The sequence below is a fragment of the Chloroflexota bacterium genome, from assembly GCA_013152435.1.
In the GTDB taxonomy this organism is placed as follows: Bacteria; Chloroflexota; Anaerolineae; order DUEN01; family DUEN01; genus DUEN01.
The window spans coordinates 31,011-51,670 of record JAADGJ010000114.1 but is presented as its reverse complement, the minus strand read 5'-3'; the positions used below and the strand labels follow the sequence as shown (position 1 = coordinate 51,670).

At 64.3% G+C, this 20,660-nt stretch carries 16 protein-coding genes; 5 read left to right on the top strand and 11 right to left on the bottom strand.

The window, feature by feature from the left end; genetic code table 11:
* Positions 1–48 precede the first annotated feature (48 nt).
* Positions 49–2,070 (bottom strand): hypothetical protein, encoded by a 2,022-nt coding sequence (locus tag GXP39_16350; GenBank protein NOZ29608.1) that lies wholly within the window; start codon positions 2,068–2,070, stop codon positions 49–51.
* A complete protein-coding gene (locus tag GXP39_16345; GenBank protein ID NOZ29607.1) occupies positions 2,067–2,642 on the bottom strand; it encodes a sigma-70 family RNA polymerase sigma factor in 576 nt (191 codons plus the stop codon). The genes GXP39_16350 and GXP39_16345 overlap by 4 nt, the downstream gene beginning before the upstream one ends.
* 208 nt (positions 2,643–2,850) lie before the next feature.
* Between GXP39_16345 and GXP39_16340 the strand changes: the two genes are divergently transcribed.
* Positions 2,851–5,421: a DEAD/DEAH box helicase gene (locus tag GXP39_16340; protein ID NOZ29606.1), complete on the top strand. Its 2,571-nt coding sequence runs from the start codon at positions 2,851–2,853 to the stop codon at positions 5,419–5,421.
* A 553-nt stretch (positions 5,422–5,974) separates the two neighbouring features.
* On the top strand, positions 5,975–7,021 hold the full coding sequence (locus GXP39_16335) for an aminotransferase class I/II-fold pyridoxal phosphate-dependent enzyme (protein ID NOZ29605.1): 1,047 nt from the start codon (positions 5,975–5,977) through the stop codon (positions 7,019–7,021).
* A gap of 92 nt (positions 7,022–7,113) precedes the next feature.
* Here GXP39_16335 and GXP39_16330 read toward each other — a convergent pair whose 3' ends face one another.
* The 3 genes from GXP39_16330 to GXP39_16320 all read right to left on the bottom strand — a co-directional run bounded on the left by GXP39_16330 (position 7,114) and on the right by GXP39_16320 (position 9,675).
* A complete protein-coding gene (locus GXP39_16330) occupies positions 7,114–7,773 on the bottom strand; it encodes a hypothetical protein (GenBank protein ID NOZ29604.1) in 660 nt (219 codons plus the stop codon).
* A gap of 8 nt (positions 7,774–7,781) precedes the next feature.
* Positions 7,782–8,243 (bottom strand): YjbQ family protein, encoded by a 462-nt coding sequence (locus GXP39_16325; GenBank protein ID NOZ29603.1) that lies wholly within the window; start codon positions 8,241–8,243, stop codon positions 7,782–7,784.
* Positions 8,244–8,643: 400 nt separating this feature from the next.
* Positions 8,644–9,675: an NAD-dependent epimerase/dehydratase family protein gene (locus GXP39_16320; GenBank protein NOZ29602.1), complete on the bottom strand. Its 1,032-nt coding sequence runs from the start codon at positions 9,673–9,675 to the stop codon at positions 8,644–8,646.
* A gap of 131 nt (positions 9,676–9,806) precedes the next feature.
* Between GXP39_16320 and GXP39_16315 the strand changes: the two genes are divergently transcribed.
* The 3 genes from GXP39_16315 (at position 9,807) to GXP39_16305 (ending at position 12,876) form a co-directional block, all read left to right on the top strand.
* The gene (locus GXP39_16315; protein ID NOZ29601.1) at positions 9,807–10,364 is read left to right on the top strand and encodes a cob(I)yrinic acid a,c-diamide adenosyltransferase; all 558 of its coding nucleotides are present in this window, start codon (positions 9,807–9,809) and stop codon (positions 10,362–10,364) included.
* A 202-nt stretch (positions 10,365–10,566) separates the two neighbouring features.
* A complete protein-coding gene (locus GXP39_16310; protein NOZ29600.1) occupies positions 10,567–11,421 on the top strand; it encodes a deoxyribonuclease IV in 855 nt (284 codons plus the stop codon).
* A 42-nt stretch (positions 11,422–11,463) separates the two neighbouring features.
* A complete protein-coding gene (locus GXP39_16305) occupies positions 11,464–12,876 on the top strand; it encodes a fucose isomerase (GenBank protein NOZ29599.1) in 1,413 nt (470 codons plus the stop codon).
* Positions 12,877–13,259: 383 nt separating this feature from the next.
* Here the strand turns inward: GXP39_16305 and GXP39_16300 are convergent, their stop codons facing one another.
* The 6 genes from GXP39_16300 to GXP39_16275 form a co-directional block, all read right to left on the bottom strand.
* Positions 13,260–13,742, bottom strand: a complete 483-nt coding sequence (locus tag GXP39_16300) for a hypothetical protein (protein ID NOZ29598.1) — start codon at positions 13,740–13,742, stop codon at positions 13,260–13,262.
* Positions 13,739–14,815, bottom strand: a complete 1,077-nt coding sequence (locus tag GXP39_16295; protein NOZ29597.1) for a radical SAM protein — start codon at positions 14,813–14,815, stop codon at positions 13,739–13,741. Before GXP39_16295 ends, GXP39_16300 begins: the two co-directional genes overlap by 4 nt.
* 93 nt (positions 14,816–14,908) lie before the next feature.
* The gene (locus GXP39_16290) at positions 14,909–16,429 is read right to left on the bottom strand and encodes a radical SAM protein (GenBank protein NOZ29596.1); all 1,521 of its coding nucleotides are present in this window, start codon (positions 16,427–16,429) and stop codon (positions 14,909–14,911) included.
* A 16-nt stretch (positions 16,430–16,445) separates the two neighbouring features.
* Positions 16,446–17,897 carry a B12-binding domain-containing radical SAM protein gene (locus tag GXP39_16285; protein ID NOZ29595.1) on the bottom strand — a complete coding sequence of 484 codons (1,452 nt, stop codon included), beginning with the start codon at positions 17,895–17,897 and terminating at the stop codon, positions 16,446–16,448.
* 188 nt (positions 17,898–18,085) lie between these two features.
* Entirely contained in the window at positions 18,086–19,174 is a 1,089-nt protein-coding gene (locus tag GXP39_16280; GenBank protein NOZ29594.1) for a radical SAM protein, read from the bottom strand.
* Positions 19,159–20,634 carry a radical SAM protein gene (locus GXP39_16275; protein NOZ29593.1) on the bottom strand — a complete coding sequence of 492 codons (1,476 nt, stop codon included), beginning with the start codon at positions 20,632–20,634 and terminating at the stop codon, positions 19,159–19,161. Before GXP39_16275 ends, GXP39_16280 begins: the two co-directional genes overlap by 16 nt.
* Positions 20,635–20,660: the final 26 nt, after the last annotated feature.

Sequence of the window (20,660 nt, the reverse complement as noted above, 5' to 3'; positions counted from 1 at the left end):
TGAATCGCCCCTGCCCCTTTATCTAAGCGAAGATCAATCAGACACACTTCAAGGCAGGCTCTGCCTGTTCCCGGTATCCCGTAAGTAGACCGCGTGACCGCGCCCGCCGCCTCGCCTGGGCGGTGTAGGCGTCGATTCCGGCGGCTCCGGTGTCTCCGTAGGCTCCGGGGGTTCCGTGGGCTCCGGCGTCTCCGTCGGCTCGGGTGTGTCGGTTGGCTCCGGTGTGGGCGTGGGCGGCGCGGTGGGTTTAGGCGTATTGGTGGGCTTAGGCGTGGGCGTCGGCGCCATGGTGGGCTTGGGCGTGTCCGTCGGCTTAGGCGTGGGCGTCGGCGCCATGGTGGGTTTGGGCGTGTTCGTAGGCTTGGGTGTCGGCGTCGGCGGCACGGTCGGTTTGGGCGTGTCCGTCGGTTCCGGTGTCTCCGTGGGTTCCGGAGGCTCTGGGGTTTCCGTGGGTTCGGGCGTCTCCGTGGGCTCGGGCGTGTCGGTTGGCTCCGGTGTGGGCGTGGGCGGCGCGGTGGGTTTGGGCGTATTGGTCGGCTTGGGCGTGGGTGTCGGCGCCACGGTGGGCTTGGGCGTGTTCGTGGGCTTCGGTGTGGGCGTTGGCATCATCGTGGGTTTGGGCGTGTGGGTCGGCTTGGGTGTAGGCGTCAACGCGGCCGTCGGCGAAGGCTTGTGCGTCGGTGTGGCCGTGGGGGCCATCATCGTGGGCGTCGCCGTCGGCCCGTGCCCGCGCGTCGGCGTGACCACGGGGATCTGGGTCGGCGTCGGCTTGAACGTCGGCGTGGGCATAGGCACCTGGGTCGGCGTGGCCGTCGGCCAGGGTTGCGGCGTGGGCGTAGGCTGTGGCGTGCCCGGCTTCTTCATCGGCGTCTGGGTGATCGGCCGCGGGGTTGGCGTGGGCATCGCCTGGGTTGGCGCAGGGGTGGGCGATGGCGTTTCCGGCTCGTGAGTTGGCGTGGGGGCCGGAGTCGGTGCCTCCTTCTTGCTCGTGGGCGTCGGCGTGGGATTCGCCGGCTTCGGTGTAGGGGTGATCTTCGGACGGCGATTATCCCGGTCGGACGCTCGCGTGGGGGATGGCGCAACCGTCCCCGGCTCCGCCGGAGTCGGCGAGATCTGCGGCGTGGGCGTGATCGCAAAGATGGGCGTCGGCGATCGCGTGGGCGTGGCCGTTGCCGTCGGAAGGCTCATCGTTCCCGTGATCCCTCGGGTGGACGTCGCGCCCGGCGTCTCCGCTGTGGTCGCTGTTGGCGTCGGAGAGGAGGTCATGGTCGGCGTGGGTGTAGGAGATATCGGTGTGGGCCATGGTTCGCCGGCGAGGAGCGCGGGCAGGCGATCCGGCTGATCCAGGGCGATCTGCGCCCAGGCGATGTGCTGGTTCAGGGTGTTCAGGGTCTCTTGCACGCTGGCGCGATCCGATCCGGCGGCCATCGCTTGCGCCGCGACCGTTAGCCGCGCTACGTCCTCCTGCATGACGGCCAGGTATTGCTTCAAGAGCTCGCCGCGATCGGCCGGGTCCACCTGGGCGATCTCGGTGAGCGCCTCTCGGGAGGCCTGCACGGCGGCCGTCATGACGGTCGGGTCCACCGGCTCCTGGCGTTCCAGCAGGGCGATTGCCTCCGTCAGGCGGTTATGCGCCCGTCGGATGTCCCAGGCCACGGTAGCGGAGGGGGTGTTCACCAGTTGCGAGATGATCTGCTCGCCGGTCTGCTTGAGCGGATAGAGCGGGCTCCCCGGCAGGCTCCTGGCGGTGGCCCACGTGATCCCGAACACCAGGATCACAAGCGCCGCAGCCGCGCTCATGCTGCGGGCTGCCGCGCGAAGCCAACGGTGCCAGCCGAAACGGCGGGCCCGCTGGGCGGGTAGCTCCTTCAACAGTCGTTCTCGTCCCCGAGCGAAGGCCTCGGAATCCATGCGCGGCCAGGAGTGCGCGGTCAGCCGGTATGCGACGCGCAGCAGAGGCCTCAATTGGTCGGCCAGCTCAGGATAGCGCGCCAGGCATTCCTCGACGCTTTCGCCGCGTCCGAGGCGCTCTAAGCAATCATCAAGCGCGCTTTGCAGCTTCTCGTTCATGAACTCTCCGCAGACAGGATCCGTTGCAGGGTGGCCAGGGCCCTGTGTTGCAATGACTTCACCGCACCCTCTGTCTTTCCCAGGACGGCCGCCGTCTCCCGGTTGCTCATCCCCTCGCCGAACTTACATAAGATCACCAGGCGTTGATCCTCCGTCAACTGTGCCAGAGCACGAGAGATCATATCCTGCCGATCCACGGCCGCGGCGATATCCTCCGACGTGTTCGAAAGGAAACGGTGAGGGGGCTGGATATCAAGGGGGACGGTCTCATGCCGAGACCGACTACGGAAGTGATCCGTAACCAGGTTCGCGGCTATCCGGTAGATCCACCCGGAAAACGTCGCCACCGGATGCTGAGGGTCTGGCTGGAACCGCTCAATGCGACGCAGCACGCGAAGAAAAACCTCAGCCGTCAGATCCTCCGCCGTGGATGTGTCTCCTACTCGTGCCAGGATATAGCGATATAATTTGTCCGCGTACATGTTATAGAGGCGCTCAAAGGCCGCCTCATCTAATTTTCGAGCGCGCTGGATCAGATCCAGCATCTCAGCATCGGTGCAGACGTCTCGCATTGCGGCTCTCTGTAGGACAAACGCTCTTGTCCGGTCTAAGGATACGATGAAAGCGATGGGGGCCGGCAGAAGGCCACTCTATCGGATACTGGCATTATACCGCACCCGCGTTTTGCTTCCCCCTATCGCCAATGATATCATGTGGGCGCGACTTGGGCGATAGCCCTTCGGCCATCCCACGCCGTTCCCCATGGCCAGGAGCGTCAGGATGTCGATCTCACAGGCCGTTGAGGCCCTCCGGTTGGACCCTCGCTTCATGCGCCATGTGGTCGCGTGGCGCCGCCTTCCCAGGCGGCCGGGCGTTTACGTCCCCCTCCCGGCCTCCCTGGATCGCCGATTGCGAGCGGCCCTGGAGGCTCGGGGCATTGATCGGCTCTACGTTCACCAGGCAGCGGCGTTTTCAGCCGTGGAGCGGGGGCAACATGTAGTGATCGTCACCCCCACGGCATCGGGCAAGACCCTCTGCTACAATCTCCCCGTCCTCTCTCGTCTGCTTCAGGACCCCGAGTCGTGTGCCCTTTACCTGTTCCCGACCAAAGCGCTGGCTCACGACCAGCTGGCCGAGCTGACGGCCTTCCTGGAGGAGTTGGGGTTGCCTCCGGACTGGGCCAACACGTACGATGGGGATACCCCGCGCGCCGGGCGTGCCCCCATACGGCGCACAGCCCGACTGGTGTTGAGCAATCCGGACATGCTTCATGTGGGCATCCTGCCCTATCATACCCGCTGGGACCGCTTCTTCGCCCGGCTGCGCTACGTGATCCTCGACGAGTTGCACACGTATCGTGGCGTGTTCGGCTCCCATATGGCGAACGTGCTCCGCCGTCTGCGACGCATCTGTCGTTTCTACGGCAGCGATCCCCAGTTCATCTGTGCCTCCGCCACCATCGCCAACCCCGCGGAGCTGGCCTCCCGTTTGATCGGCGCCCCCGTTGCCCTGATCGATCGGGACGGATCGCCCTCCGGCGAGAAGCACTTCATCCTCTACAACCCGCCCCTCGTGAACGCCGAGCTGGGCATACGGCGTAGTCCGGTGCTAGAGGCCCAGCGCATCGCCGGCCGCCTGCTGGAGCACGAGGTCCAGGTCATCGTCTTCGCCCGGGCGCGGCTGACCACGGAGGTCCTGTTGACATATCTGCGTGACGCGGCTGGCCGTCAGGGCCTGCGCCCTCAGGCGGTGCGCGGCTATCGGGGCGGGTACCTCCCCTCGCAGCGGCGTGAGATCGAGCGCGAGCTCCGAGAGGGGGTGGTGCGGGCCGTGGTGGCCACCAACGCTCTGGAGCTGGGGATCGACATCGGTCACCTCGGCGCGGCGGTGCTCACCGGCTATCCGGGCACCATCGCCTCGACCTGGCAGCAGGCCGGCCGCGCCGGTCGCCAGGGGGACCTCTCCCTTGCTATCCTGGTCGCCGGAGGGGGCGTGCTGGATCAGTACATCGCCGCTCACCCGGAGTTCCTGTTCGAGCGGGACCCGGAACAGGCGTTGATCAACCCGGACAACCTGATCATCCTCACCAATCATATCCGCTGCGCGGCCTTTGAGCTGCCCTTCCGACGGGGTGAGCCGTTCGGCGACATCGAGGACGTGACCCCTATTCTGGAATACCTGGCCGAGGAGGGGGACCTCTATCCGGGCCCGGAGTCGTGGCACTGGATCAGCCAGGCCTATCCTGCCGAGTTCGTCTCGTTGCGCACGGCGTCGCCGGATCGCTTCGTCATCCTGGCCCGGCGGGATGGCGAGCCGCCCCAGTCCATCGGGGAGATGGATCGTTTCAGCGTTCCCATGTTGCTCCACGAGGGAGCCGTGTACCTGCATGAGGGGCAGAGCTACCTGGTCGAGGAGCTGGATTGGGAGGGGGGACGGGCATGGGTGCGAGAGGCGGAGGTGGATTATTATACCCGGGCCAGCGTGACGGAGTCGGTCCAGGTGCGAGAGGTGCGCGCGGAGGATCGGCGGGGGGGCGTCCAGCGGGCGTATGGCGAGGTGTCGGTCGTCGCCCGGGCTACAGGGTACCGGAAGGTGCGTCGGTACACGCATGAGAACCTCGGTTGGGGGGAGATCTCCCTGCCTGAGCAGGAGCTGGAGACGACCGCCTTCTGGTTGTGCTTCCTTGATGAGGCCCTGGACTCCCTGCGGGAGGCGGGGCAGTGGGTGGGCGACGCGTTGGATTACGGCCCGGGCTGGGAGACGCAACGACGCCGGGCGAGGGAGCGAGACCGCTTTCGCTGTGCCCAGTGCGGTGCTCCGGAGCGGGACGGCCGGCAGCATGACGTGCACCATATTCGACCGCTGAGGGCGTTCCTTCTGGAGGCTCAGCGGCGTGGTGAGGAGATCACGAAGGCCTACGAGAGGGCCAATCGCCTGGAGAACCTGGTTACCCTCTGTCCTGCGTGCCATCGACGGGCGGAGCGCGGCGTGCGCACGCGTACGGGGCTCTCCGGTCTGGCGCATGTCCTCTCGCACGTGGCCTCCATCCACCTGATGTGCGATCCCCGTGATCTGGGCGTCGTCGTGGAGGCCCGTTCTCCCCACACAGGATATCCCACGGTCACGCTGTATGAGAAGGTGCCCGCCGGCGTCGGCCTGGCGCAACGCCTGTTCGAGATCGCCCCGGAGCTGCTGAGCGGCTGCCGGGATGTGGTCGTCCAGTGTCGCTGCACTACCGGATGCCCCGCCTGTGTCGGCCCGGTGCTGGACGAAAGCCCTTTGGCCGATCCCAAGGAGCTCACATTGGCCCTGATCGAAGCCGCCCGGCATCCCTGGATTCGTCCCGTTTGACGCCCACCATCGGCGAAGTGTATACTTCAGCCAACGCTGCACCGGTGCAGCTCTCCTGTAGCGCATTGTCATCTCACATAGCCTCATCCGCCAATGAGGTGGCTCTCTGGCACCGGGGGCCCCCTATGAGCCGCCTCTTCGGCTGGATCTCAGGTTCACAGCCTGATCCTTCTACGGTGCGCACCTGTAGTCATCGCAGAAGACGGCCGACTGAGAGGGGACTTGCTTGCCTTAGAGTGTGTCTGAGGAATGCTGCCTGGGCCGTTGTCAGACCTCAAAGGCGCCGAAGGATCTCAGCCTCTGGTAAGAGCACGGCGCCGCCGTGTCCCTGCCATAGGCGAGCGTTCCGCTGTTGGTGGATGTTCAGACACCCTCTTAACGAGAATCCCCCGCACTTCAGCGAGTGAGGAGGAGGACGGTGAAAGACCTGTTCCAGAAGTGCTTCGCGTTCACCGCAGCTCAGGAAGCGATCGCTCAAGGGTATTATCCCTATTTCATCCCGTTGGATGAGACGGAAGGCACGGTAGCCAATTACAAGGGCCACAAGTTGATCATGTGTGGCTCGAACAACTACCTGGGGCTCACGACCCATCCCAAAGTCCGAGAGGCGGCCATCGAGGCGGTCCGGCGATATGGCACCAGTTGTACCGGCTCCCGCTTTTTGAACGGAACCCTGGTCCTCCACGAGCAGCTGGAGGCCGAGCTGGCCGAGTTCGTGGGTAAGGAGGCCGCGCTGGTGTTCAGCACGGGCTACCAGACCAACCTGGGCACGATCTCCTGCCTGGTGGGGCGCAATGACGTCGTGATCCTGGATCGAGACGATCACGCCAGCATCGTGGATGGGTGCCGTCTCTCCTTCGGGGAGATCAAGCGCTACCGTCACAACGATATGGCGGACCTGGAGCGAGTGCTTCAGTCTGTCCCCGACCAGGCGGGGAAGCTGGTGGTGGTCGACGGCGTGTTCAGCATGGGCGGGGACATCGCGCCGCTCCCGGAGATCGTCGCGCTATGCCAGAAGTACGGGGCCCGGCTCATGGTGGACGATGCGCACTCCGTGGGCGTGCTGGGCGGCGGCCGTGGCACGGCCGCGCACTTCGGCCTGACCGATCAGGTGGACCTCATCATGTGCACCTTCTCAAAATCCTTCGCCTCGCTGGGAGGCTTCATCGCCGGTGATGCTCCCATCATCGACTACATCAAGCATCACGCCCGGTCCCTGATCTTCAGCGCCAGTATGCCACCCTCGAACATCGCGGCCTGTCTGGCGGCCCTTGACGTGATGCGGAACGAGCCGGAGCGTATCGAGCGGCTGTTGCACAATGCCCGCAGGATGAAGGAGGGCCTGACCAGCCTGGGGTTCAACACGGGGCAGACCGAGACGCCCATCATCCCGGTGATCATCGGCGACGATATGCTGACCTTCCACATGTGGCGACGTCTGTTCGAGGAGGGCGTGTTCGTCAACCCCGTCATCTCGCCCGCCGTCCCGCCCAAGCAGCAGCTTTTGCGCACCAGCTACATGGCCACCCACACCGATGAGCAGCTCGATCAGGTGCTGGATACGTTTGCGAAGGTGGGGCGAGAGGTGGGGATCATCTGAGGCATGCGAGACGCCTGAGCGATGGAGCCGATGACGCCTCCCGCCCCGCCTGTATTGACATAAGGGTTCGGGCGCGGCGGCCACACGTCGCGCTATGCGGTGAAGGTCAGGAACCCGAAGCGCTCGGGGATGTGATATGTGGCCGCCCGGGTGGGGGACCACGCATAGAGATGGGGCGCCGTGTTCTGCGGCCGCTCGATGCGATACAGCCCCAGGCGCCAGACGTCGCCCGGCTGCGGGGGGTGCGGCGCCGTGTAGATCTCGGCCAGCGGGATGGCCATCTCCACCGTCCATCCCCGGTCCCGGCCCGACCGGTCATTCAGGGTGCCGTCTATCTGCACGGCCGTTTCCCATCCCTGGCAGTCCCACTCGAAGAAGGTCTGGGGCGGCTCGCCCGGGCGCTTGACCACCATGAGATCGAGTTGGATGTTGCGCGGGCTGACCTCGAACTCGAAGTAGAGGCGGCCGTTGTGATTGGCATCCAGGAAGACCTCAACGACCTCCTCCTCCCATAGAGGGCTATCCCGTTCCAGCATCGTCCCCCAGATATCCGGGTCCTCACACACGAATGCCACGTACAGGTGCTCATCATCCCACAGAAGTCGGGCCTCCGTGCCGAATTGGGCCGGCCCGCCGTCCAAGTTGCGCACCAGAGGGGCGACCTCTGCCGTCGCCCAGGCCGGCTCATCCAGACGACCGTCGATTACGATAGGATCATGCGTGCGTCGGCAGGTGTAGTTGGGCAGATCCATGGTATCCCTCATTCCCCCATGCATTGCACGACCAGCTCGCGATGGCGCGGCCGGACGTCGAAGTCCACGAAGACGATGTGCTGCCAGGTCCCCAGCGTCAGCCGGCCGTTCACGATCGGCACCGTAAAGGAGGCCTTCAGCAGCGCGGCCCGGATATGGGCGTGTCCGTTGCCATCCCCCCAGCGCAGGTTGTGGCGATAGTCGATGGACTCGGGCGCGATGCGCTCGAAGAGCGCCTGGAGATCGGCCACGCATCCCGGCTCGTATTCCAGCGTGGTCAGCCCGCTGGTGGCGCTGGGGCTGAACACAGTGACGAGACCGTTGGTGATGCCGCTTTCGGCCACCGCTTGCGACACCCTCTCCGTCACGTCGATCACCTCGCCGTGGCCGCGCGTGTCTAAGGCGATGTATTGGGTGACCACCATGATCTCCTCCGTGATCTGTCGTAGGTAGTAGATGGGATAGTACATCCGGCGAGGGCAGGGGACTCCTGCCTCAGCGAGCATCTGAAAATTCACCGGCAGGGTGTCTGAGGGCATCCCTCAGCTGTATGCGCCCTATAGGGGAGATGTGGAAGGGATTCCCCTCCAATGCAGGAGCAATGGGATTCTCAGAGTGTGTCTGAAAGATGCCACTGCTTCTGCTATGGGGAGGCCCGGAGGGGCGGAGCCCCTCCGGAAAAAGCCCTTCTTTTGCCTTCGACCTGCCTGGCCTCGGCCTGGGGCCTTCGGGAAGGGCCGAGAAAGGCAAGTACAGGCCGGAAGAGTGGGATTTCCGTGGAGGGGACCTTCCCTCCACACCTCCCCCTGTGGAGCTAGTCGTTGAGGGAGCCCTCTCAGACATCTTGCCGGTAAATTTTCAGACACGCTCTCAGCGATAGCGTTGAAGTGGGCGGCGCTGCTGGGATGATCCCAGGGCGCCGACGTCGTGCAGCCATTGGGCGACTCGCTCCATTCCCTCGTCGAAGCCGACGCGAGGGGTATATCCCAACATGCGCCGGGCCTTCGCGATGCTGAAGTCCTGGTGCGTGCCGATGTTCTCGACCGCCTGGCGGGTCAGAAGCGGCCGAGACGACAGCCGCAGCCATCGCCATAGGTGCTCCAGGGCCCAGCCGAGCGCGTATGCCACGTCGTGGGGCAGCGACCACCGGGCGGTCGGCGTGCCCGCGATGGTCGCCAGGCGATCGGTGAAGTCTCGCCAGGTAATCTCCGTGCCGTCGCTGGCGTTGAACGCCTGCCCCACCGCGGCCGGCCGCTCGGCCGCCAGCAGCAGGAGGTCCACGACGTTCTCCACGTAGGCCAGGCCGGCGATGGGCTTTCCCTCATCGATCAGCACCATAGATCCGCTCTGCAACAGCGCCAGGATCTCGCTGACGTAATGGGGGTCCTCGGGGCCGTACACGGAGGCGGGGCGGATCACTGTCAGAGGCACGCCGTGCTCGTGATAGGCGCGCCAGGCCAGCCGTTCCCCCGCGATCTTGCTGCTGTTGTAGTACATGCGGCGGTCCACCCACGGGGCGTCCTCGGTGACGTGCCGTCGGTTAGGATAGCCGTAGACGTCCGTCGTCGAGATGTGGACGAACCGCTCCAGATGCGACTCCCGCCGGGCCGCGCGCAGCAGGTAGTCCACCCCGGTGATGTTGGCCGCCTGAAACGCCTCCCAGGGGCCCCAGTCGCTGGCCGTGCCGGCGCAGTTGAAGACGCGACGCACGCCTCGCACGGCCTCCTCCACCGCGGCCGGGTCCGTCAGATCCCCGTAGATCACCTCGACGGGGAGATCGGCCAGCGGGCGCAGATCGCTGGTACGACGGGCGAGGATTCGCACCGGTTCGCCCAGCCGGCAGAGCGCCCGGGTCAGGTGCCGACCGATGAAGCCCGTCGCTCCGGTCACCAACGTCGTCACGTTCCGCCTCCCACGTGTGCAGGGTACCTGCGATTCTACCACAAGTTCGACCTGCCCCCAATATGGTTGCCCTGCCGCCCCTCATGCGGTAGAATTCAAGAGGCGAGAACCTTTGACTCCAAGGTGGTGACATGGGCACCCGAAAGCTATACACCCGGGCTGGCGATGAGGGCTATACCAGCGTGTTGGGACGGGAGCGCGTCCCCAAGTACGATCTGCGCCCCACCGCGTATGGCACTGTGGATGAGACGACCTCGTTGCTGGGTTTGGCGAAGACGGCGGCGCGTTCCTCCCGCACGGTGGAGATCCTTCAACAGGTCCAGCGAGATCTGTATGCCCTGATGGCGGACCTGGCCACCCTGCCTGATGCCTCCCCTCGCCCTCCCTGGCTGAAGCCCGAGCGCGTTGAGTGGCTGGAGGATCAGACGGACGCTCTGGGGCGAGAGGTGGAGATCCCCCTGGCCTTCATCCTGCCCGGCGACAGCCACTGCGGTGCCCTGCTGGACGTGGCGCGGGCGGTGGCCCGCCGGGCGGAGCGGCACGTCGCGCAGCTATATCACCAGGATGGGCTTCGCAACAGCGACCCGTTGCGGTATCTGAACCGGCTGTCCTCCCTGCTGTTCGTGCTGGCCCGCTTTGAGGACCGCGCGGCCGGGGTTGAGGAGTTCACCCGGGCGGATCTGGAGTAGATTGGAGTAGTGGGCGCTCCAGGAGCGTGTCTGAGAAAAGCCCTTCTTCCGCCTTCGACCTGCCTGACCTCGGCCTGGGTCCTGCGGAAAGGGCCGAGAAAGGCAGGTGTAGGCCGGGAGGGGACCTCTCCCTGTGGGGCTGGTAGTTGAAGGAGACCCTCGGACACCTTGCCGGTAAATTTTCTAAGAGGGGAAACACAAGATGCCTGGACGACTCGGCGCGCATATGTCCATCGCCGGCGGCGTGAGCAAGGCGTTCGATCGCGGTGTGCTGGTCGGCTGCGAGGCGATGCAGATCTTCACCAAAAACCAGAATCAGTGGCGGGCGAAGCCGTTGGAGCCGGCCGAGATCGAACGGTTTCATCAGCGCCATCGGGAGACCGGGATCGATCCCGTGGTGGCGCATGATGCGTACCTGATCAACCTGGCCTCGCCAGACGAGGCGCTGTGGGAGAAATCGCTCAACGCCTTCATCGATGAGCTGGAGCGGGCGGAGGCGCTGGGCCTGTTGGGGCTGGTGATGCACCCCGGCTCCCATGTTGGCGCGGGCGAGGACGTCGGGATCGATCGCATCGCCCGGGCGCTGGATCGCGCCCACGCCGCGACCCAAGGGTTCCGGACGCTGACCATCCTGGAGATCACGGCTGGCCAGGGCACCAACCTGGGCTACACGTTCGAGCAACTGGCCGCCATCCGTAACGCGGTGGACGACCCCGCCCGGGTGGCCATCTGCTTCGACACCGCGCACGCGCTGGCGGCCGGATACGAGTATCGTACCCCGGACGCGTACGCGGCCATGTGGGAGCATTTCGATCAGGTGCTGGGCCTGGATCTGGTGAAGTGCTTCCATCTCAACGACAGCAAGCGGGACCTGGGCAGCCGCGTCGATCGCCACACGCACATCGGGCAGGGGTACGTCGGCCTGGAGGGGTTTCGGCTGCTCTTGAACGACCCTCGCTTCGATGGACTGCCCATGCTGCTGGAGACGCCGAAGGGGCCTGATATGAAGGAAGACGTCGAGAACCTTCGCGTCCTACGCAGCCTGATCGAGTCGTAGTCACGTTCTCAGGGGATCCATTCCAGAAAAGGAGTGAGTGCGATGAAGCAACCGACGTTGGGCATCATCATCGGCAATCGCGGCTTCTTCCCCAGCCATCTGTGCCGGGAAGGGCGCGAGGCGATCCTGAAGGTTCTTGAGGAGGAAGGGGTCCGGGCGATCCTGCTCTCACCGGAGGATACGGAGTTTGGCAGCGTGGAGAGCCTGCAGGACGCGGAGAAGTGCGCCGCGCTCTTCAAGCAGCACGCGGACGAGATCGATGGGGTGTTGGTCACCCTTCCCAACTTCGGCGATGAGCGCGCCGTGGCGAACACCCTGCGCTGGTCCGGACTGAACGTTCCGGTGTTGGTGCACGCCTTCCCGGATGATGCCGCCCGGATGACGGTTGAGCACCGCCGGGACTCCTTCTGCGGCAAGATGTCCGTCTGCAACAACCTGAGGCAGTACGGCATCCCCTTCTCGCTGACCACGCTCCACACCGTCGATCCGGAGTCGGACAGCTTCCGCCAGGATCTGCGCACCTTCGTTGCCACCTGTCGGGTGGTCAAGGGGCTGCGCGGCGCTCGCCTGGGGATGCTGGGCGCGCGGCCGGCCGCATTCAACACCGTGCGCTTCAGCGAGAAGCTGCTGGAGCTCGCCGGGATCAGCGTGGAGACGCTGGACCTGTCCGAGGCCTTCGGACGCGCTGGGCAGTTGGCCGATGACGACTCCGCCGTGAAGCAGAAGGTGGAGGAGATCCGGGCTTATGTGCCCACCGATGACGTCCCGGAGGCCGCGCTGATCAAGATGGCCAAGTTCGCGGTGGTCGTGCAGCGCTGGATGGAGGAGAATCGGTTACAGGCCACGGCGATCCAATGCTGGACCTCCATGGAGGAGTTCTTCGGCGTGGTGCCGTGCACCGTCATGAGCATGTTGAGCAACAGCCTGCTCCCCAGCGCCTGCGAGACGGACATCGCCGGGGTGGTCGGCATGTATGCCCTGCAACTGGCCTCGGGGAAGCCCAGCGCGCTGGTGGATTGGAACAACAATTACGGCGAGGATCCGGATAAAGCCGTGGTCTTCCACTGCTCCAACCTGCCCAAGCAGGTGTTCACGGACATCCCGGTGATGGATTACCAGGCCATCATCGCCGGAACCGTCGGCCAGGAGAACACATACGGCACCGTGGAGGGCCGCATCAAGGCCGAGCCCTTCACGTATTGCCGGGTGTCGACGGATGATGCCCGCGGGATCATCCGGGCTTACACCGGCGAGGGAGAGCTCACGGACGATCCGCTGCAGACCTTCGGCGGCTACGGCGTGGTGAGGATCCCGAACCTGCAAGGGCTGTTGCGTTACATCTGCGAGAACGGATACGAGCACCATGTGGCCATCAATCAGGCCCGGGTGGCGGACGCCATCGCCGAGGCGTTGGGGAAGTACATGGGGTGGGAGGTGTACTACCACCGGGGGTAGCTGGGAAGTCAGAACTCCCAGGGAAACCATCGGGAAGTTGGGCGATAACAGTGGACTGAGGTAGCAGGGACACGGCGCCGCCGTGTCCCATTGGTATCAAGCTAAGCGATACGGAAGCGTGGTCCCGTATCTCTCTCGGAGGGGCTACCGCCCCTCCGAAGAAATCTGTTTTCAGCTTCTCACCTGCCCTGTGGGGCCGGGGGCCACCGGCCCCACAGGGCAGGTAAAGGGCGAGAGAAGGAGTTTTTCTGCGGAGGGGAAGCCCCTCCGCACCTCCCCTTTCAGGTGTGACCGCTCGTGGAGGGAAAAAGCGGCAGGCGGGGCCTCACCTGTACTGCTCCGTTGATGTGCATGGGGAGCGCAGAGATGCGTCCCCATTTCGTTCATGGCGTGGGCGTGTGAGGTGGAAAGCCTGTGGAGGTCATCTCGCTGGCCAGCGTGTGGGCTGCGCGGGCCAGTCTCTCCATCGCTTCCCCATCCAGGTCCGCTATAAGGCCGGGCAGAAACTCATATAGCGCGGCCACATGTCGCAGGAATTCGGCCAGATCGGCGCGGGTCAGCCCTGTTCCCAGCGCGCTCGGGATCAGCTCGTCGACCCAATGGGTCAGACCCGCCTCGTTCAGCGCATCCAGCCGATTCGGGGGGCTGGGCATGCTGGCGAGGCAGAAGTTGAACAGCTCGACGCTCTCCCAGGCCCGCACAAGCCCGGCCGGCGGAGCTCCAAGGTCGGCCAGATGGGCCATAAACGCCTCGGCTGCGGATCGCGGCAGCAGGGGCTCCCAGGCGATCGTCGCGTAGTAATCCTCGCAGCGTCTCATGACATAGGCCAATGCCCGCTCTCGTTCGCCCGAGCGCTGTTCGCTCATCTCAGGGCATCCAGCGTTGCCTTCACCACTGTGGGTGGGTGTAGGAGCATGTTGGCGTAGGAGGCGTTCGCCATGGGACACGCGCACTCCTTATCGGCGATGGAGCGACGAAGTTTCGCCATCTCCTCACCGAACCAGATGGGGGCGAGGTCATAGCCCGTCTCCCGCAGGTTGCCCACCGGCTCCGCCCGGATACAGCAGGACCAGATGTCGCCGTTGGGCGCGATGTGGACGCTGGCCCAGCCGGCGTAGCAGGCGATCACCTGGTCGCGCTCGTACAGGATCCGCTTGGCCAGTTGATAGTATTCCGCGCGAAAAGCCTGAGTCACCCGGGCGATTCCGTGGGCGGGCCAGTGACGCGCCTCCTGACTCAGGAAATCGGCGATGGGCGCATAGTCATCCGGGGCAGGCGTGATGCCCCACCCCATCGTGTCCAGCTCCACCCGCTCCTCCGCCACCTCCGTGATGTACGAGTCCGGCTCCAGGGACCGCAGCCCCTCGTAGATCTCCCGGAAGCGGTGGACGTTGAACCGGGAGATCACGGTGTGGACGGTGAGCACCAGGTTGTGCCGCCGCTTCTGCAGCTCCTTCAGCCGTCGCCACGTCTCCATGGCTCGCTGCCAGTTGCCCGACACGCCGCGAATATCATCATGCTCCTCGCCCACGCCATCCAGGCTTAGATTGATGCCGATCTCCGAGCGGGCGGCCTCTTGACATATGCGGTCCACCCGCTCCACGATGCGATCGCTGAGCAGCCCGTTGGTGGGGATGGTGATGTAGGCCGGACGGCACTCCTGGTACGCGGCGATAACCAGCTCGTCCAGGTCCGGACGCAGGAAGGGCTCGCCGCCGGTGAAGGTGATGTAGACCGGGGATCGTCCCAGGTGGTGGAATACCTGACGCCACTCCTGGGCCGTCATATCGTCGTTGGGCTTCCTCCACACGTCGCAGGTGCGGCATCGGGAGTTGCAGCGGTAGGAGACGCTCACGACCACAGAGAACGGGTACATGCGCGGCCACCCGAACCGCCGGAAGGCCCAATAGGCTGGCAGTCTGGCGGCCAAGCTGAGCACCGACATGGTTCACTCCTGATACGCAAAGCAGGGGAAGGCTTCAGCGCCGTTCCTTCCCCTGCATTTCGAGCTTTGGATATAGGCGAGGCTTGACTACCCTAGCCTGCGGGCGGCCTTGCCGCTCCATTCCGGCTGCCGTGGCGAGGCGACGGACGCGGGCTTCTTGCGCCCGCGCAGGAAGAATCGCTTGGCGTCGCGAATGCGCTCCGGCGCGCGGCGCCACGTATCCCATTTGGCCAGGCGGCGCGCCAGCCGGCTCGGCCGCAGGTAGAATCGCCGATAGGCCTCGTGCCACTTTCGCTCCACCAGCTCGGCCGTCATGTCGCCCAGCTGGAAGTGCGCCTTATCGTTCTGGATGGCCAGGTCGCTCCAATCGCGGGCAAAGATCTCTGCGCCCTCCTCCTCCAGCATCTCCCACAGGCGCGTGCCCGGATACGGCGCCGCGATCATGAAGTGCGCCAGATCTGGCTCCAGCTCCAAGGCGAAGCGGATAGTCTTTTCCATCGTCTCCTCGGTCTCGTGCGGCATGCCGAAGACGAAGAAGCCCATGGTCTCCAATCCGGCCGCCTTGGCGTCCCGAAATGCCTGGCGCACCATGTCCAGCGTCTGGCCTTTGCGGATCACCTTGTTCAGGATCTCCTGGTCGCCGGATTCCACGCCGAACCCAACGCGCTTGGCCCCGGCCGCTTTCATGAGCTGGAACAGCTCCAGATCCGTGTAATTCACCTTCATGCCGTGGACCGTGATCCAAGGCACCGTGTTCAGCCCCTCCTCGATGAGTCGACGGCATAGCTCCTTGGCCCGGTCCAGATCGCGGTTCCAGATGTCATCGGTGATGCCGATCTCGGTGGCCTTCAGGTCTTGTACCAGCCACCGCCACTCCTCGATCACGTTCTCGACGGAGCGCGCCCGCCAGGTGTCCCCGGTGACGGGCTTGGAGCAAAAGGTGCATTTGAACGGGCACCCACGGCTGGTCACGATGGTGTACGAGCGTGAGTTGGGGATCAGCCCGTCCGTCAGGGGTTGCAGGTTGGTGTACTGCTCGATCTTGAACAGGTCGTGCGCGGGGAACGGGATATTGTCCAGATCCTCGCGCAGGGGGCGGGGCGGGTTGTGCACCACCTGCCCGCCGTTCCCGTTCGGCCGACGGTAGGATAGCCCCAGGATCTCCGACCAGGCCTTGTGCTCGAAGACGCGCGGGGCCGTGCTGGAGGCCTGCACGCCGGCGTCCAGTTCCAGCGCTTGCATGATCTCGACGATCGTGTCCTCCGCCTCGCCCCGGACCACCAGATCCACCTCGGGACGCTGCATGGACTCGTCCGGTTGGATGGTGAGGTGCGGCCCGCCCAGGATCGTCACCGCGCCCGTGGACTTGGCCACCCGGGCCGCCTCCCAGGCCTCCTGGATCAGCGGGGTGGGAGAGGAGATCCCCACCACGTCGTAGCGGCCTCGTCGCATCACATCGTTTAGCGGCTCCTGCTCCACGGCCGCGTCGTAAAGGGTTACGTCATATCCCGCGGCGCGCAACGCGCCGGCCAGATATCCCAGCCCCATGTGAATATGCTGGCGCGAATTCCAGAGCTTGGACTCCGGGCTGGCCAAAAGGATTTTCATCGTCCCACTCCAAAGGTTAATGGGCGCTGGCCTTGCCGGACAGAGGGGGCGTTCCCACCGGTCCGGAAGGGTCCTCCTTGTAGATGCCCAGAAGCTTTCGCGCCTTTCGTACGTATCGCGCCGGATCGCCGTACTTCTCCAGGAAGGCCTTCACGCCCCGGCGAACCCGGTTCTTGAACTTGCGTTTCTGCGAGTAGTCGCGAGCCCATTTCAGGAACTCATAATCCTGTCCCTTGATCTTGGGCTCGGTCGGATTGCGTCGGTACGAGTCATAATCGGTGATCAGGCTCAGATCATGTTCCACGCAGTAGTCATACAGGTCCGTGCCCGGGTGCGGCGTGAAGAAGGACGGGCTGTAATAGTCCGGGTCGATCTCCCGGATCATGTTGACGGTATCCATCACCTCTTCCTTGGTCTCGGTGGGGATACCCAGCATATAGTTCGCCCAGATGACCAGGCCGTATTTCCGGCAGATCTTGGCCGCCTCCAGGTTCTGCTTCACGGTCGTGCCCTTGCGCAGGAAGTTGAGCACGCGTTGGTTTCCGCTTTCGAAGCCGATGAAATAGCCGCGCAACCCGGCATCCGCCATCAGCTCCACCATGTCCGGGTGACGCGTGATGATGTCCGCCCGGCTTTGGCAGAAGAACGGCTGGGTGAATCCCTCGGCCTTGTACTTCTCGCAGAACTCCCTCACCCACTCGCGATCCTCGGTCAAACAATCGTCGTGGAACATGAAGGAGGCAAAGTGATATCGATCGCGCAGCACCTTCAGTTCCTCGATGACGTTGTCCACTGAGCGGCGCCGCACCCGCTTACCGAAGATGTAGTCCTCGCCCGGCTTGCAGAAGGAGCATCGATAGACGCATCCTCGTCCGGCGATGATGGTCATGAAGGGGGGCGGAAGCTCCTTGACGAAGGGGACCTCCGGGCTGTCCAGCGTATAGCCCCACTTGCGCCACTCCTCCAGGAAGAGATCCCGATCCGCGAACGGGATCCGATCCAGATCGGGCGTCTCCCCGCGGATCACCTTCTGCTTTGGGGAGCGACCTTCTTTCAGTGCTTGCAGTAGCTTAGGGAAGGAGACCTCGCCCTCGTTCGTCATCAGGTAGTCCACATGGGGCAACTGCAGGCTGTCCTCCAGGGCCAGTGAGACGTGAGGGCCACCGACGATAGTGATCGTATCCGGCTTGACCTCGCGTATGATCTCCAGCGAGCGCTTCACCGGGTTGTAATCCACGGACATCATGGTCAGGCCGACGACGTCCGGGGCTCGCTGCCGGAGCTCCTCGCGAAAGTGATCCCAGCTCTCCAGGGCGCGCAGGTCGATGAGATCGATCTCGAACCCCTGAGTCTTGGCGGCCGCGCTGAGGGAGGCCAGGCCGTGGGAGACCCAGCCGGCGTCCATGCCCTGGCTCAGGCAGTTGAACCCTCGCCCCGCGATGCCTGGATAGATCAATGTCGTCTTCACGTCACCTTCCTCCTGTCTCTTTGCACATCCACTCCGCTGCCGGTGCCCCGTTCTCTCACCCGTGCCTCATCATTTTGGGATGGATCCTCGATGCCCCTGGGGTTCCTGAGCGGGCTCCTCTCTTACCTTAAATGAACCCGCCCTTCCCTACTGTTGTGGCGCTTCCGGGAATTCCTTGCTTTGTTGTTCTACTGGCTGCTCTCATCTACGGAAACGACCTGGGGGCCGATACCGTTCCCGCTCATCTCCTCGACCAGGGCCGCGTTGAAGTTGCCGTGGGAGGAGAATGGCGTGGGTCGCCACCAGGCCCACTCCGGACAGGTATTGCATGGCGCCACATGATCGAGCTGGTTGGTCACGTGCAGCCGGCGCAGCTCCTGCATTCGCGGCCCGTTCCATGCCTTCATCACGCCGTCCTTCACGTTGCCCAGCGGGAAGAGCTGGTTGTAATCACGGTCGCACATGGCCAGGCTGCCGTCCCAGTAGATATGTACATGATACCATAAGTTGGGACAGGGGTAGCGTTTCGGCGGGACGAACTCGTCCGGGTTGTCCGCCCGGAGCTCGTTCACCTCGTCCATCTGGCCGGCCCACGAGTCGAAGGGCTTCACGTTGATCCGGTCCACGCCGGGGATCGACCAGGCTCGCACGAATTCCTCGATCTCGCCCTCCGTCTGCTTCATGTGGATGATCTGCAGGTTCACGAAGGGGGCCTTGTATCCGCCCTGTCGTTTCATCTCGATGAAGCGACGGATGTTCGCGTTCGTTCGCTCGTAGTCCGCCTGGAGCCGGATTGACTGATAAGTCTCCGGGCGCATGCCGTCCAGGCATAAGTAGATGGCGCTCAGGCCGGATTCCAGCAGCCCCTTTGCGCGCTCCTCGTCCAATAGCGTCGCGTTGGTGGAGATCTCGCTGCGCAGCCCCTTCTCGTTGCAGTACGCGACCATGTCGAAGATCCGCTTATGCAGCAGCGGCTCTCCCCAGATGTGCAACGTCGTGGTCTTCACCCACGGCGCCATCTCGTCCACGATGCGTTTGAAGAGGTCGAAGTCCATGAAGCCCTTGGGGCGCTCGATCTCCCCGCGCCCGGTGGGACACATGACGCACCGCAGGTTGCAGATGTTGGTGGACTCGATGTACATGCGATCCGGCGGCGGCACCCAACGCGTTTGCCCCGTCTCGTATGCGAGGTACTTGAGCGGCTGGAGCGCCCGCTGTCGCCAGGGGCGCGTCCGCAGCTCTAGCACCCGCTCGATCCGCTTCAGGCTGACATCCATGCCTCGGCCTCCCGGCGCGGTTGCAACTGGCGGAAGCGAGGGAACAGGCCCAGGTCTAGCACCTTACGCGCGGTGCTGTGAATTGGCCCGATCTTCGATAGCCTCCAGATGATCTCACCCCAGCGCGGCCCAAAGTACTTGATGAACTTGCGCTTCTCCTTGGCCTCCTGGAACCGCTGGCGCGCCTTGAGCGCCATGCCGCTCAGCTCGTGGTCGCTGACGGCCGACACGTTGAGGAAGGGGGCGATCTCCGCCGTGTAAGAGTTATAGTAATAGCTGCGGGTGAAGTCCGCCGAGAAGGCCAGTCCCGGGTTCTTTCGCACCAATTCCTCCCACAGCCGCGTGCCGGGGAAGGGGGTGGCGATGGAGAACATGGCCTCGCTGAGATCCAGGGAGGCGGCGAACTCGATGGTCTGCTCCATCGTCTCCAGCGTGTCGCCCGGCAGGCCGAGGATGAAATATCCCTTAGAACGGATGCCCGCCTCCTCCGTCCACTTCACCGCCTGCCGCACCTGGTCCAGATTGATATGCTTGGCCGTCGCCTTGAGGATCTCCGGATTCCCGGATTCGATGCCGTAATGGATCTGGCGACAGCCGGCCTTGTACATCTTCTCCAGCAGTTCGGGTGTGACCCGGTCCACCCGCGCTAGGCAGCGCCATCGGATGTCCAGATTCTGCTCGATGAAGTAGTCCAGGAGGGCATTCAGGCGCCGGACGTCGATGGTGAACAGGTCGTCGATGAAGTAGAAATTGCGCAGGCCATAGCGGTCGATGACCTGTCGTAACTCGGCGACGATGTTCTCCGGGCTGCGCTGGTGGTAGCTGCGCCCGATGATCCCCTTGAAGCAGAAGGAGCAGGCGTACGGGCATCCCCGGCTGGAGAGCACGGTGACCATGGGCTTGCCGTCCGGGGCATACAGCGGGTACTTCTCCAGGTCGAACAGGTGGCGGCTGGGGAACGGCAGCGCGTCCAGGTCCTCGATGGGCGGCCGCCTCCCCCCCTGGACGATCTTCCCGTCGACCTTGTACCACAGCCCCTGGATGCGGTCCCAGCGGTCGTCCTTTGCCGTGTAGGCGCGAAGGAAATCCCGCCAGATGTACTCGCCTTCCCCGTAGACCAGGAAGTCGATGTGAGGGTTTTGCAGCGTGTACTCCGGCAGGCTCGTGGCGTGGGGGCCACCGATGATGATCGGGACGCCCAGGGCCTCCTTTACGAGTGCCACCGTCTGCTCTACGTTATGGTAGGACGTCGTCATCGACGTGAACGCGACCAGGTCCGGCTTGTAGTCCACGATCTCTTTGACGTCTTCCTCTACCGGCCGCGTGGGATACAGGCCGAAGTCGTGAATGCGCACCTCATGCCCTTCCTGTTCGGCCATCGCGGCCAAATAGGCCAGCCCCAGGGGTGGGTAGCTGTTCAGCATCTCATTCCACTTGGGGCCAACGAGCGAGATCCTCATTCAACTGCCTCCGATAAACGGTCCAT